General features: G+C 60.2%; 14 protein-coding genes. 10 read left to right on the top strand and 4 right to left on the bottom strand.

From position 1 onward, the window contains the following. Positions 1 to 183: 183 nt before the first annotated feature. Both BFP93_RS23695 and BFP93_RS23690 read right to left on the bottom strand, forming a co-directional pair. On the bottom strand, positions 184 to 1,422 hold the full coding sequence (locus BFP93_RS23695) for a transporter associated domain-containing protein (RefSeq protein WP_065895136.1): 1,239 nt from the start codon (positions 1,420 to 1,422) through the stop codon (positions 184 to 186). A 12-nt stretch (positions 1,423 to 1,434) separates the two neighbouring features. Further along, entirely contained in the window at positions 1,435 to 2,247 is an 813-nt protein-coding gene (locus BFP93_RS23690) for a cytochrome C assembly family protein (protein ID WP_065895135.1), read from the bottom strand. A 234-nt stretch (positions 2,248 to 2,481) separates the two neighbouring features. Between BFP93_RS23690 and ffh the strand changes: the two genes are divergently transcribed. From ffh to rplS, 5 genes are all read left to right on the top strand, one after another. Continuing rightward, on the top strand, positions 2,482 to 3,858 hold the full coding sequence (gene ffh, locus BFP93_RS23685) for a signal recognition particle protein (RefSeq protein ID WP_065887523.1): 1,377 nt from the start codon (positions 2,482 to 2,484) through the stop codon (positions 3,856 to 3,858). A gap of 251 nt (positions 3,859 to 4,109) precedes the next feature. Further along, positions 4,110 to 4,361: a 30S ribosomal protein S16 gene (rpsP, locus tag BFP93_RS23680; protein ID WP_003238923.1), complete on the top strand. Its 252-nt coding sequence runs from the start codon at positions 4,110 to 4,112 to the stop codon at positions 4,359 to 4,361. Between the two features lie 5 nt (positions 4,362 to 4,366). Further along, on the top strand, positions 4,367 to 4,903 hold the full coding sequence (gene rimM / locus BFP93_RS23675; protein ID WP_057723919.1) for a ribosome maturation factor RimM: 537 nt from the start codon (positions 4,367 to 4,369) through the stop codon (positions 4,901 to 4,903). Continuing rightward, positions 4,885 to 5,658: a tRNA (guanosine(37)-N1)-methyltransferase TrmD gene (trmD, locus tag BFP93_RS23670; protein ID WP_170876018.1), complete on the top strand. Its 774-nt coding sequence runs from the start codon at positions 4,885 to 4,887 to the stop codon at positions 5,656 to 5,658. Before rimM ends, trmD begins: the two co-directional genes overlap by 19 nt. A 45-nt stretch (positions 5,659 to 5,703) precedes the next feature. Beyond that, positions 5,704 to 6,054, top strand: a complete 351-nt coding sequence (rplS, locus tag BFP93_RS23665) for a 50S ribosomal protein L19 (protein WP_003175895.1) — start codon at positions 5,704 to 5,706, stop codon at positions 6,052 to 6,054. Positions 6,055 to 6,127: 73 nt separating this feature from the next. Here the strand turns inward: rplS and BFP93_RS23660 are convergent, their stop codons facing one another. Beyond that, a complete protein-coding gene (locus tag BFP93_RS23660) occupies positions 6,128 to 7,927 on the bottom strand; it encodes a cation:proton antiporter (protein WP_065887524.1) in 1,800 nt (599 codons plus the stop codon). A 108-nt stretch (positions 7,928 to 8,035) separates the two neighbouring features. Between BFP93_RS23660 and xerD the strand changes: the two genes are divergently transcribed. The 4 genes from xerD (at position 8,036) to thrC (ending at position 12,751) form a co-directional block, all read left to right on the top strand. After that, positions 8,036 to 8,932, top strand: a complete 897-nt coding sequence (gene xerD / locus BFP93_RS23655) for a site-specific tyrosine recombinase XerD (protein WP_065895134.1) — start codon at positions 8,036 to 8,038, stop codon at positions 8,930 to 8,932. Between the two features lie 141 nt (positions 8,933 to 9,073). Continuing rightward, entirely contained in the window at positions 9,074 to 9,805 is a 732-nt protein-coding gene (locus BFP93_RS23650) for a thioredoxin fold domain-containing protein (protein WP_057723916.1), read from the top strand. 128 nt (positions 9,806 to 9,933) lie between these two features. Further along, positions 9,934 to 11,238: a homoserine dehydrogenase gene (locus tag BFP93_RS23645; RefSeq protein ID WP_065887526.1), complete on the top strand. Its 1,305-nt coding sequence runs from the start codon at positions 9,934 to 9,936 to the stop codon at positions 11,236 to 11,238. 103 nt (positions 11,239 to 11,341) lie between these two features. Further along, the gene (gene thrC / locus BFP93_RS23640; RefSeq protein ID WP_065895133.1) at positions 11,342 to 12,751 is read left to right on the top strand and encodes a threonine synthase; all 1,410 of its coding nucleotides are present in this window, start codon (positions 11,342 to 11,344) and stop codon (positions 12,749 to 12,751) included. 85 nt (positions 12,752 to 12,836) lie between these two features. Here thrC and BFP93_RS23635 read toward each other — a convergent pair whose 3' ends face one another. Continuing rightward, on the bottom strand, positions 12,837 to 13,058 hold the full coding sequence (locus tag BFP93_RS23635; RefSeq protein WP_065895132.1) for a hypothetical protein: 222 nt from the start codon (positions 13,056 to 13,058) through the stop codon (positions 12,837 to 12,839). Positions 13,059 to 13,370: 312 nt separating this feature from the next. Here BFP93_RS23635 and BFP93_RS23630 point away from each other — a divergent pair, with 312 nt between their 5' ends. Continuing rightward, a complete protein-coding gene (locus BFP93_RS23630; RefSeq protein WP_065895131.1) occupies positions 13,371 to 13,655 on the top strand; it encodes a DUF3509 domain-containing protein in 285 nt (94 codons plus the stop codon). The last annotated feature ends 90 nt before the right edge of the window (positions 13,656 to 13,745 follow it).

Here is a 13,745-nt window from a genome sequence, read left to right as displayed (position 1 = left end):
GATTCAAGCCTGCGTTCGGCCAGCGTGGTTTAACGGGGCGCCTGAGATCAAGATCAAAAGCAGATCAAGATCAAGAGCGACTCGCTTCGCATCGGGGTTACGGTTGGGTGCTACAGAGTTGTGTAGATGCCTATGGCTATCGGGGGCAAGCCCCCTCCCACATTGGATTTTAGTTTGTCGGGATTATGCGGCTACAGGCACATGGCTGGTATGCCAGATCAGCACCTTGCTTACCCGGTTGTCCTCGGTCTCGAGGATTTCCAGGCGATAGCGGCCAATCTTCAGGCATACCGCGCAGTCCGGAATGGTCTCCAGCGCCTCGGTGACCAGGCCGTTGAGGGTCTTGGGGCCGTCGCTGGGCAGGTGCCAGCCCAGGCTTTTGTTCAGTTCGCGGATCGAAGCCGCGCCGTCGATGATGTAGCGGCCGTCCGGCTGGGCTTCGATGTGGGGGTTATCCACAGTCTGATCACTTTCGAATTCGCCGACGATTTCTTCCAGGATGTCTTCCAGGGTGACGATGCCCAGCACTTCGCCGTACTCATCCACCACCATGCCCAGGCGGCGCTGTTGCTTGTGGAAATTCAGCAGTTGCAGCTGCAACGGCGTGCTTTCCGGCACGAAGTAGGGTTCGTGGCAGGCGGCCAGTAGCGCTTCCTTGGTCAGGCTGGCGTCGGCCAGCAGGTGCTGGATCTGCCGTGTGTTGAGCACCGCTTCGACCTGGTTGATGTCGCTGTGGAACACCGGCAACCGCGTGCGCTGGGAAGTGCGCAGTTGCTCGATGATCTCCTCGATCTTGTCATCCAGGTTGATGCCGTCCACTTCGCTGCGCGGCACCAGGATGTCATTGACGGTGATGTTGTCCAGGGCATGGATGCCAGGCATGCCGGGCATAGGCTCTTCATCGGCATCAGGGTGTGGTTCGTCGTGGTGGTCGGACGAAGGCTCGTCGCTGTTTCTCACCACGCCGGCCTTGCGCGCGAACGGGCGCAGCAGCATCAGGCTGATGCCATTGAGCAGCCAGGCAACGGGATACAGGATTTTCAGCGGCACGCCCAGCAGCGCATTGCCGAAACCCAGTATGGCGTGCGGATAGCGGGTAGCCAGGGCGCGGGGCAGGTAGTCGGCGAGGATCAGCAGCAATGCGCAGGCGATCAACCCGCCGAGCCATGGCCCGTTCTGCGCCCAGGCATGGATCGCCAGCAGTGTGCAGAGGATGACCACGGCTGCGCGGCTCAGGCTGTTGCACAGGATCAGGCTGTGGCGCGGGAAACTCAGGCGTGCGGCCGCCTTGTCACCCTGGCGTGTGCCGGGGCGCAGGGCCAGCAGGTGTTGTTGCGCGGCTTCGATGGCGGTAAACAGCGCCGCCCATAAAAGCAGCAGGGCAATTACGGCGAGCATCGGCCCAAGGGGCAAGTTGTCCATGATCGCCGCTCGTCAGATATGCAGGATGTATTCGCGAACCAGCTTGCTGCCGAAATAGGCCAGCATCAGCAGGCAGAAACCGGCCAGGGTCCAGCGGATGGCTTTGTGCCCGCGCCAGCCGAGGCGGTTGCGACCCCACAGCAACACGCTGAACACGATCCAGGCCAGGCAGGCGAGCAAGGTCTTGTGCACCAGGTGCTGGGCGAACAGGTTCTCGACGAACAGCCAGCCGGAGATCAGCGACAGCGACAACAATGTCCAGCCGGCCCACAGGAACCCGAACAACAGGCTTTCCATGGTTTGCAGCGGCGGGAAGTTCTTGATCAACCCGGAGGGGTGCTTGTGCTTGAGCTGGTGGTCTTGCAGCAGTACCAGCAGCGATTGGAACACCGCGATGGTGAACATGCCGTAGGCGAGGATCGACAACAGGATGTGCGCGAGGATGCCCGGCTCTTCATCGATCACCTGTACGGTGCCGGTGGGGGCGAATTGCGCCAGCAGCACTGTGAGCACGCCCAGGGGGAACAGCAGCACGAGCAGGTTCTCGACCGGAATCCGGTAGCACGCCAGCAGCGTCAGTGCGATCACGGCGGCGGCGATCAGGCTGGCGGCGCTGAAAAAATCCAGGCCCAGGCCGACCGGGGTCATCAGGTGCGTAAACAGACTGGCGGCATGAGCCAGCAGGGCGAGGACGCCAAGGCCTGTCAGCAGACGTTTGTCCGCTTTGGCGCCTTGGGCCAGACGAGAGCCCTGATAGAGGGTCGCAGCGGCATACAAGAGGGCGGCGGCGAGGCTGGGTAGCAAACTGGGTGACAAGGGGAGCATAAATCCTGATAGACAAGCCCGAAAGGCGCTGAGTTTGGCACACACCTGCGCCGCACGAAAGACTCCCCCGCCAGACAGCGGGTGTGCACGGGCGCAGTCTTCGCTATAATCCGCGACCTGCCCACGCCGCAGGCTCGCCGAGCGCTATGTTTAATAGCGATTTACCACAGCCTGGGCCGCCATTACCTCGGTCTACCAATGCATTTCGTTGAATAGGGCCTGAAAGGATCGCGCATGTTTGAAAACCTGACTGACCGTCTCTCGCAGACGCTGCGCCATGTAACCGGCAAGGCCAAGCTGACCGAGGACAATATTAAAGACACCCTGCGTGAAGTGCGCATGGCGTTGCTGGAAGCCGACGTGGCCTTGCCGGTGGTGAAGGATTTCGTCAACTCGGTCAGGGAACGCGCGGTCGGCACCGAAGTGTCGCGCAGCCTGACCCCGGGCCAGGCCTTCGTGAAGATCGTCCAGGCCGAACTCGAAAGCCTGATGGGCGCAGCCAACGAAGACTTGAACCTCAGCGCCGTGCCTCCGGCCGTTGTGCTGATGGCCGGCCTGCAAGGTGCGGGCAAGACCACCACCGCCGGCAAGCTGGCGCGCTTCCTTAAAGAGCGCAAGAAGAAGTCCGTGATGGTGGTGTCGGCCGACGTATACCGTCCGGCGGCCATCAAACAGTTGGAAATGCTCGCGGGCGAAGTGGGCGTGACCTTCTTCCCGTCGGACCTGAGCCAGAAGCCGGTCGACATTGCCAACGCGGCCATTAAAGAAGCCAAACTCAAGTTCATCGACGTGGTCATCGTCGATACCGCCGGTCGCCTGCACATCGATGAAGAGATGATGGGCGAGATCAAGGCGCTGCATGCCGCGATCAACCCGGTCGAGACGCTGTTCGTGGTCGACGCCATGACCGGCCAGGATGCGGCCAACACCGCCAAGGCCTTCGGTGACGCGCTGCCGCTGACCGGCGTGATCCTCACCAAGGTCGACGGCGACGCCCGTGGCGGTGCCGCGCTGTCGGTACGTGCCATCACCGGCAAGCCGATCAAGTTCATCGGCATGGGCGAGAAGAGCGACGCGCTCGAGCCGTTCCACCCCGAGCGTATCGCCTCGCGCATCCTCGGCATGGGCGACGTGCTCAGCCTGATCGAGCAGGCCGAAGCCACGCTCGACAAGGACAAGGCCGACAAACTGGCCAAAAAGCTGAAGAAGGGCAAGGGCTTCGACCTCGAAGACTTCCGCGATCAGCTGCAACAAATGAAGAACATGGGTGGCCTTGGCGGGCTGATGGACAAGCTGCCGAACATCGGCGGCGTGAACCTGGCGCAAATGGGCAACGCCCAGGGCGCGGCAGAGAAGCAGTTCAAGCAGATGGAAGCCATCATCAACTCCATGACCCCGGCCGAGCGCCGCGACCCTGAGCTGATCAGCGGTTCGCGCAAACGCCGGATCGCCATGGGTTCCGGCACCCAGGTGCAGGACATCGGTCGCTTGATCAAGCAGCACAAGCAGATGCAGAAGATGATGAAGAAATTCTCCGCCAAGGGCGGCATGGCCAAGATGATGCGCGGCATGGGCGGTATGTTGCCCGGCGGCGGCATGCCCAAGATGTAAAGAATTCGAGCGCAGGCGCTGCTTGCGCTCCGACCCGCAGGGATGCGGGATCTCCAGCAAACCCGCCATTGGCGGGCGCTGACCTGCCGTTTTAACCGACGGCTCTATAGCAGATCTGAATGGCACGCGGGTAGGCGCCGGAAAAAGACATTTGCAAAAGTCCGGATATTCCTTAGAATATGCGGCCTTTCGGGCACCTATGCCCGCTGTGCATTTAGATTTGCAGCACCGACTACAGGAACGATGTTCACATGCTAACAATCCGTCTTGCCCTTGGCGGCTCCAAAAAGCGCCCGTTTTACCACTTGACCGTAACTGACAGCCGCAACCCACGTGACGGCTCTCACAAGGAACAAGTTGGCTTCTTCAACCCGATCGCTCGAGGTCAGGAAGTTCGTCTGTCCGTGAACCAAGAGCGCGTAGCCTACTGGCTGAGCGTTGGTGCACAGCCATCCGAGCGCGTTGCCAAGCTGTTGAAAGACTCGGCTAAGGCCGCAGCCTGAGCAATATGAACGCGACGCCAACTGTTGCTGATGATTTGATCGTTATCGGCAAGATTTACTCTGTTCATGGCGTTCGCGGCGAAGTGAAGGTGTATTCCTTTACTGATCCGACTGAAAACCTGTTGCAGTACAAAACCTGGACGCTCAAGCGCGAAGGCAGCGTGAAACAGGTCGAGCTGGTCAGTGGACGCGGGAGCGACAAGTTCCTGGTCGCAAAGCTCAAGGGTCTTGATGATCGTGAAGAAGCTCGTCTTCTGGCTGGTTATGAGATCTGCGTGCCGCGCAACCTGTTCCCTGAATTGACCGACGGCGAGTACTACTGGTACCAGCTGGAAGGTCTGAAGGTTATTGATCAACTCGGGCAACTGCTCGGGAAAATCGATCATCTTCTGGAAACCGGCGCCAATGATGTAATGGTGGTCAAGCCTTGCGCTGGCAGCCTGGATGATCGCGAACGCCTGTTGCCCTATACCGGGCAGTGCGTGTTGGCCGTCGACCTCGCAGCGGGCGAGATGAAGGTGGAATGGGACGCGGACTTCTAAGCGTGGCTAATTTGCGCATTGAAGTGATCAGTTTGTTTCCCGAGATGTTCTCCGCCATCAGCGAGTACGGCATCACCAGTCGGGCGGTGAAACAGGGGCTGTTGCAGCTTACCTGTTGGAACCCGCGAGACTACACGACGGATCGACATCACACTGTGGACGATCGCCCATTTGGCGGTGGCCCGGGCATGGTGATGAAGATCAAGCCCCTGGAAGACGCGTTGGCCCAGGCCAAGGCAGCCGCCGGGGAGAAGGCGAAGGTTATTTACCTGTCCCCTCAAGGCCGTCAGCTGAAACAGGCTGCGGTAGGCGAACTGGCGAATGAGGAGGCACTGATCCTGATTGCCGGTCGCTATGAAGGCATTGACGAGCGTTTTATTGAAGCTCATGTCGATGAAGAGTGGTCGATTGGGGACTATGTCCTGTCTGGCGGCGAGCTGCCGGCGATGGTCCTGATAGATGCGGTTACACGACTGCTGCCTGGAGCTTTAGGGCATGCGGACTCCGCGGAGGAAGATTCCTTCACGGATGGTTTGCTGGATTGCCCGCACTACACCCGTCCGGAGGTGTATGCGGATCAGCGTGTTCCCGACGTATTGCTAAGTGGCAATCACGCACACATCCGGCGTTGGCGTTTACAGCAGTCCCTTGGTCGGACCTATGAACGACGCGCCGATCTTCTGGAAAGCCGCTCGCTTTCTGGAGAAGAGAAGAAGCTGCTCGAGGAATACATCCTCGCGCGGGACGATAGTTAACAACGTATCGATGGTAGGTCCATTGACTTACCTTAGGAGCACAGCATGACTAACAAAATCATCCTTGCACTCGAAGCAGAGCAGATGACCAAAGAGATCCCTACCTTTGCCCCGGGCGACACCATTGTCGTTCAGGTGAAAGTGAAGGAAGGCGACCGTTCGCGTCTGCAAGCGTTCGAAGGCGTGGTAATCGCCAAGCGTAACCGTGGTGTGAACAGTGCTTTCACTGTTCGTAAAATCTCCAACGGTGTTGGCGTAGAGCGTACTTTCCAGACCTACAGCCCGCAAATCGACAGCATGGCTGTGAAACGTCGCGGTGACGTACGCAAAGCCAAGCTGTACTACCTGCGTGACCTGTCCGGTAAAGCAGCTCGCATCAAGGAAAAACTGGCTTAAGTCCAGCTTCCCGATGCAGAAAAAAGCAGCCTGCGGGCTGCTTTTTTGTGCCTGCGATTTGTGCCGTGCGCCCTCAGGCCTGACCAGGCTGAATGACTGCCAGTAATGTCCATCCCGCCAACGGTTTCATATCGCTCTCAGGCGTGACCACATGCACCCAGCCGCTGTTATCGCGGGCAAACAGCAGCGTCGCCCGTTCCCCATGCAGTGCCTGATAGTCGCTCCAGCCAAACCCATCGGTCAGTTGCGTGGTATACAGTTCGGCGCCTTGCCCCAGCAGGCTGGCGAGCTTGGTGTAGCTCAGCGGCTGGCTGCCCAGCAAGTGCCCACGGTGCTCGCCGCTGGCCCGGTGCTTGTCGGTGCGACGGCTTTCCTGGCTGTTGGCCAAGGCGAACAGGCGATGCCCGAAGTCATGACGAAAGCGCATGGTGGCCAGGGTGTTCAATTCGCCGGAAGGGGACAGCGCGAGCAAATGCCCCAGACCGACCAGGTCCAGATGGGACTCGGCATGCTGTGATGCCGGGTTGCCGAAGTAGGTCGGCAGCCCTTCCATGCGGCTGGCGCGAATGTTTTCCCAGCTTGAATCGGTCAGCAGCACTCGGCTGCCCAACTGTTGCAGGGCTTTGCCGAGGATGCGGGCCGGGGCGTTCGCGCCGACGATCAGAAAGCCGCTTGGCGCGGGCTCGGCCACTTTCAGCAAGCGCGCCAGAGGGCGCGCAGTCGCGCTTTGCAGCACCACCGTGCCGATAATCACCGCAAACGTCAGCGGCACCAGCAACAACGCACCTTCGTGGCCGGCCTCATCCAGGCGAATCGCAAAAATCGCCGACACCGCTGCGGCCACAATCCCGCGCGGGGCGATCCAGGCCAGCAGTGCGCGTTCGCGCCAGCTCAGTTTCGAGCCGACGGTCGACACAGCAACGTTCAGCGGGCGCGCAATGAACTGAATGATCAGCAGCAGAATCAGCACAAAAGGCCCCAGGGCGATCAATGCGTTCAGGTCCAGGCGCGCCGCCAGCAGGATAAACAAGCCGGAAATCAACAGGACGCTGAGGTTCTCCTTGAAGTGCAGGATGTGCCGCACGTCCACGCCCTTCATGTTCGCCATCCACATGCCCATCAGTGTCACCGCCAGCAGGCCGGACTCATGCATGACCTGATTGGAGGCGATGAACACCCCCAGCACCGCTGCCAGGGTGGCCAGGTTGTGCAGGTATTCCGGCAACCACTGGCGGCGCATCACCAGGCCCAGCACCCAGCCTCCGGCAATCCCGAACAGGCTGCCGCACAGGATGACGCCGCCAAAGGTCAGCAGGCTGTGACTCAAGCCATCGCCCGAGGCGCTGGCGATGATAAAGCTGTAGACCACCACGGCCAGCAGCGCGCCGATGGGGTCGATGACGATGCCTTCCCAGCGCAGGATGTTGGCGATGGACGCCTTGGGGCGTACCACGCGCAACATCGGCACGATGACGGTCGGGCCTGTGACCAGCGTCAGGGTGCCGAACAGCAGCGCCAGCATCCAGTCGAAACCCAACAGCCAGTGGGTTGCCAGGGTAATCACCGCCCAGGTCGTCAGTGCGCCAAGGGTCACCAGTCGGTGAACCACGCTGCCGATCTCCTTCCATTCCGACAGATGCAGCGTCAGGCTGCCCTCAAACAGGATCAATGCGACGGCCAGCGACACCAATGGCATCAGCAACGGGCCGAACATTTCCTGCGGGTCGAGCCAGCCAAGTACCGGCCCTGCCAGGATTCCGCTCAATAACAGAAACAGAATCGCCGGCAATTTCAGGCGCCAGGCCAGCCATTGGCAGCCGAGCGCGGCCACACCGATACCGCCGAAAGCCAACAAGATCTGTTGTTCGTTCATTAAAGCTTCCTGTTCCTAGAAGTAGCGGGCTATGAAAGACTAGTGGCCCTTGCCACAGTTCACTAAATAAAAGGGCGCCGAGCCCCGTGCCGCGTCGCTTGAGTAACCATGCCCGCCATTGACCACCCCCTGATCGACCGCTTCCTTGACGCCCTTTGGTTGGAAAAAGGCCTCTCCGACAACACGCGCCAGGCTTACCGCAGCGACCTGGCCCTGTTCAACGGGTGGCTGCAGGAGAAAAACCTGGAGCTGATCAATGCCGGGCGCGAGCTGATCCTCGATCACTTGGCCTGGCGCCTCGAGCAACATTACAAGCCGCGATCCACCGCGAGATTTCTCTCCGGTGTGCGTGGCTTTTATCGCTACTTGTTGCGTGAAAAGCTCATCGCAGTCGATCCAACTCTACAAGTGGATATGCCGCAATTAGGTAGGCCTCTTCCTAAATCCTTGTCGGAAGCTGACGTGGAGGCTCTGTTGGCCGCGCCGGATCTCAGTGAGGCCATCGGCCAGCGCGACCGCGCCATGCTGGAAGTGCTCTACGCCTGCGGGCTGCGGGTCACCGAGCTGATCAGCCTGACCCTGGAGCAGGTCAACCTGCGCCAGGGCGTGTTGCGGGTGATGGGCAAGGGCAGCAAGGAACGCCTGGTGCCGATGGGCGAGGAGGCGATTGTGTGGGTCGAGCGTTACCTGCGCGATGCGCGTCACGAACTGCTCGGTGGCCGTCCCAGCGATGTGCTGTTCCCCAGCCTGCGTGGCGAGCAGATGACCCGCCAGACCTTCTGGCACCGGATCAAGCACCAGGCCAAAGTGGCCGGGATCGGCAAGTCCCTGTCGCCGCATACCTTGCGTCATGCGTTCGCCACCCACTTGCTCAACCATGGCGCGGATCTGCGCGTGGTACAGATGCTGCTCGGCCACAGCGACTTGTCCACCACCCAGATCTACACCCATGTGGCACGGGCGCGCTTGCAGGAGATGCACGCCAGGCACCATCCACGCGGCTGAAAAATCCCGATTTTTCCGGCTGCGGGCTGCCCTGCGGCCCAACTGTGGTAGGCTTTGTCGGTTCGCAAAGGCGACGGTCCACACCCTGGTTTCCAATCGGCGTGGCGGCACCCGTCCCTGCATCTGCCTTCAGGAGTTACCATGCGCTTGACCCAGATTATTGCCGCCGCAGCCATTGCGTTGGTTTCCACCTTTGCTGTCGCCGACGATGCGGCTGAGCAGGCCATTCGCAAGAGCCTGGTCAACCTGCAACTCGATACTCCCATCGAAAGCATCAGCGCCAGCCCCATGGCCGGTCTGTATGAAGTCAAGCTCAAGGGCAGCCGCGTGCTGTACGCCAGTGCCGACGGCCAGTACATCGTTCAGGGCTACCTGTTCCAGCTCAAGGACGGCAAACCGGTCAACCTGACCGAGAAAGCCGAGCGCCTCGGCGTGTCCAAGCTGATCAACGGTATTCCGGTGGCTGAGACCGTGGTGTACCCGGCCATCGGTGAAACCAAGACCCACATCACCGTGTTCACCGACACCACCTGCCCGTACTGCCACAAGCTGCACGCCGAAGTGCCGGCGCTGAACAAGCTCGGTGTGGAAGTGCGCTACGTCGCGTTCCCACGCCAGGGCCTCGGTTCGCCGGGTGATGAGCAGTTGCAGGCGGTCTGGTGCTCGGCCGACAAGAAGGCGGCCATGGACAAGATGGTCGATGGCAAGGAAATCAAGGCGGCCAAATGCGCCAATCCGGTTTCCAAGCAGTTCGCCCTGGGCCAGTCCATCGGTGTGAACGGCACACCGGCCATCGTTTTGGCCGACGGCCAAGTGATTCCGGGCTACCAGCCGGCACCACAAGTTGCCAAACTGGCACTGGGTGCCAAGTAAGCATTAATCGTCGAGCCTTTGACGAGCATGATCCGCCGAACCGTCGGCGGGTCATTAATTGAGAGCCGCAGTTGTGCGGCGGTGTTCCACGGCCGACCTCGCGTCGGCCGTTTCATGGGGAGTTTTCAGTGAAACCGGTCAAAGTAGGCATCTGTGGGTTAGGGACCGTCGGTGGCGGCACCTTCAACGTACTTCAGCGTAACGCCGAAGAAATTTCCCGCCGTGCAGGGCGCGAGATTGAAGTGGCGCAGATCGCCACGCGTTCGCCAAAGCCTCAGTTCGAAACGACCGGTATTGCGATTACCAACGATGTGTTCGCCGTGGCCACCAACCCTGACATCGATATTGTCATCGAGCTGGTAGGCGGCTACACCGTGGCCCGCGAGCTGGTGCTCAAGGCCATCGAGAACGGCAAGCACGTGGTCACCGCCAACAAGGCGCTGATCGCCGTGCACGGTAACGAAATCTTCGCCAAGGCCCGTGAGAAGGGCGTGATCGTAGCGTTCGAAGCCGCCGTGGCCGGCGGCATCCCGGTGATCAAGGCGATTCGTGAAGGCCTGTCCGCCAACCGCATCAATTGGGTGGCCGGCATCATCAACGGCACCGGTAACTTCATCCTGACCGAAATGCGCGAAAAGGGCCGCACCTTCGAAGACGTGCTGGCTGAAGCCCAGGCCCTGGGTTATGCCGAAGCCGACCCGACCTTTGACGTGGAAGGTATCGATGCGGCGCACAAGCTGACCATCCTGGCGTCCATCGCCTTTGGCATCCCGCTGCAGTTCGACAAGGCCTACACCGAAGGCATCACCAAACTGACCACCGCCGACGTGAACTACGCCGAAGCCCTGGGCTACCGCATCAAGCACCTCGGTGTGGCGCGCAGCACCCCGGCCGGTATCGAATTGCGTGTGCACCCGACACTGATCCCCGCCGACCGCCTGATCGCCAACGTCAATGGCGTGATGAACGCGGTGATGGTCAACGGTGACGCCGCCGGTTCCACCCTGTTCTACGGCGCCGGTGCCGGGATGGAGCCGACCGCTTCGTCGGTAATCGCCGACCTGGTGGACGTGGTTCGCGCCATGACCAGCGACCCGGAAAACCGCGTGCCGCACCTGGCCTTCCAGCCGGATTCGCTGTCGGCCCACCCGATCCTGCCGATCGAAGCCTGCGAAAGTGCCTACTACCTGCGCATCCAGGCCCAGGATCATCCTGGCGTGCTGGCCCAGGTGGCGAGCATCCTGTCGGAGCGCGGGATCAACATCGAGTCGATCATGCAGAAGGAAGTCGAGGAGCAGAACGGCCAGGTGCCGATGATCCTGCTGACCCATCGCGTGCTCGAGCAGCATATCAACGATGCCATTCGGGCTCTTGAAGCGCTCCAGGGCGTAGTAGGGCCGGTGGTCCGTATCCGCGTCGAACATTTGAATTAATTCAGCTGCAAGCGGTTAGCTGCAAGCTGCAAGTAAAAGCCGATTCGCTCTAACTTGCCGCTTGTAACTTGAAGCTTGAAGCCCAAACCGAAGGTTTGCCCCTATGCGCTATATCAGCACCCGCGGCCAGGCACCGGCCCTGAATTTCGAAGACGTTCTGCTGGCGGGCCTTGCCACTGACGGCGGCCTGTACGTGCCGGAAAACCTGCCACGCTTCACCCAGGAAGAAATCGCTTCCTGGGCCGGCCTGCCTTACCACGAGCTGGCGTTCCGGGTGATGCGCCCGTTCGTCACCGGCAGCATTCCGGACGCGGATTTCAAGAAGATCCTGGAAGAGACGTACGGCGTGTTTTCCCACAGCGCCATTGCACCCCTGCGCCAGTTGAACGGCAACGAGTGGGTGCTTGAGCTGTTCCATGGCCCGACCCTGGCGTTCAAGGACTTTGCCCTGCAATTGCTGGGTCGCCTGCTCGACTACGTGCTGGAAAAACGCGGCGAGCGCGTAGTGATCATCGGCGCTACCTCCGGCGATACCGGTTCGGCGGCCATTGAAGGCTGCAAGCACTGCGAAAACGTCGACATCTTCATCCTGCACCCGCACAAGCGCGTGTCGGAGGTGCAGCGTCGCCAGATGACCACCATTTTCGGTGAGAACATCCACAACATCGCCATCGAAGGCAACTTCGATGACTGCCAGGAAATGGTCAAGAACAGCTTCGCCGACCAGAGTTTCCTCAAGGGCACGCGACTGGTGGCGGTGAACTCGATCAACTGGGCGCGGATCATGGCCCAGATCGTCTACTACTTCCACGCCTCCCTGCAGTTGGGCGGCCCGGCGCGTTCAGTGTCGTTCTCGGTGCCGACCGGCAACTTCGGCGACATCTTCGCCGGCTACCTGGCGCGCAACATGGGCCTGCCGATTAATCAGTTGATCGTCGCGACCAATCGCAACGACATCCTGCACCGCTTCATGAGCGGCAATCAGTACGTCAAGGAAACCCTGCACGCCACGCTGTCGCCGTCGATGGACATCATGGTCTCGTCGAACTTCGAACGCCTGCTGTTCGACATGCATGGCCGCAATGGCGCGGCGTTGGCCGAACTGATGAGCAGTTTCAAGCAAGGTGGCGGCTTCAGCGTCGAGCAGGAGCGCTGGACCGAAACCCGCAAGCTGTTCGACTCCCTGGCCGTGGACGATGCGCAGACCTGCGAAACCATCGCCGAGGTCTACGCCCAGACCGGCGAGTTGCTTGACCCGCACACGGCCATCGGTGTGAAGGCCGCCCGCGAGTGCCGTCGCAGCCTGGATATCCCCATGGTGATCCTTGGCACCGCACACCCGGTCAAATTCCCGGAGGCGGTGGAAAAGGCCGGTGTTGGCAAGGCCCTGGAGTTGCCGGAGCACCTGGCTGATCTGTTCGAGCGCGAAGAGCGTTGCACGGTGCTGGCTAACGACCTGAAGACTGTGCAGGCGTTTGTCAGCCAGCATGGCAATCGGGGCAAGCCGCTGTAAGGCGCACCGCGTAGACAACAACGCCGCTTTCCCTTCCCTGGGTCAGCGGCGTTTTTTGTTTCTGGCAGGCCCGGCAACGTGCTGTTTACAGGAGCAGTTTAATAGCCACTCCAGTGATTGAGGCGATCGTTGCGACCACGGCCATCGCTACGCCCATGGGGTACCAGAAAGTTTCGCAATTTATCTTCAGTGATTCCGATTTGAGCTTATCTTGCTCAGCCTGCATGCGTGATATTTCGGCATAGATGCGCCTTACATCGGCATGCATCCTCTCCATCGATGCTTGCTGTTCATTTTGTTCCAACATCATTTTCATCCTTCGCAATAAGGGCCTTATGACATGCACTCTGCCTGCACGGCAGGGTGATCAGCGCTCACCGAGTATAGGATTCACGCCTGGCCTGCGCGCTCGGCGTAGCCCAAAACCGCAACCCATTGCGTAAGCAGTTATGTGCCGCCGTTTTTTACCTGTCATGTTGCAAGCGCATGCTGGATACGTCATCCCCGCACAACCCTTGAAAGACGAAAAAGCGAACTTTCCTACGTTACGACCAGTCACTTAGGAGAGATGCAGCACCCGTTGAAACGATTGTTCCCGAACTATTGAGTGGTGATCGAGATGGAAAGTATCAGCCTGTTGCTCGAAGAAGCACTGAGCCCTTATCTGGTTACGCTGACCACCTCTGGTGCGCAGGGCGAATGCCTGGTGACCGTGAAGAACCCCGGTGGCGCCATCATGGTCGAGCGCGAAGTCAACCGCGCTCAGTTGACCGACAAACGCGCGCTGGTGGATGTGGTGGATTGCCTGCTGCGTGATTTGAAAATCGCTGAAGGTCGACTCGAGCCCTCGGTCATTGCAGCCCTGCGAAACGCCGCCATGACGCGAACCCCGGTCTGCGCATGAAGAATTATTTATCCTTCGAAACTTCCTACAACACGGCCGGTCAGAGTTTGTAACAGCAAGAGCAAACATTGTGCTCCGGTGTTTGTGGCT

This window comes from Pseudomonas sp. 44 R 15 (genome assembly GCF_900004965.1).
Classification (GTDB): Bacteria; Pseudomonadota; Gammaproteobacteria; order Pseudomonadales; family Pseudomonadaceae; genus Aquipseudomonas; species Aquipseudomonas orientalis_A.
The sequence above is the reverse complement of the archived record's forward strand: the minus strand, read 5'-3'. Positions and strand labels throughout refer to the sequence as shown.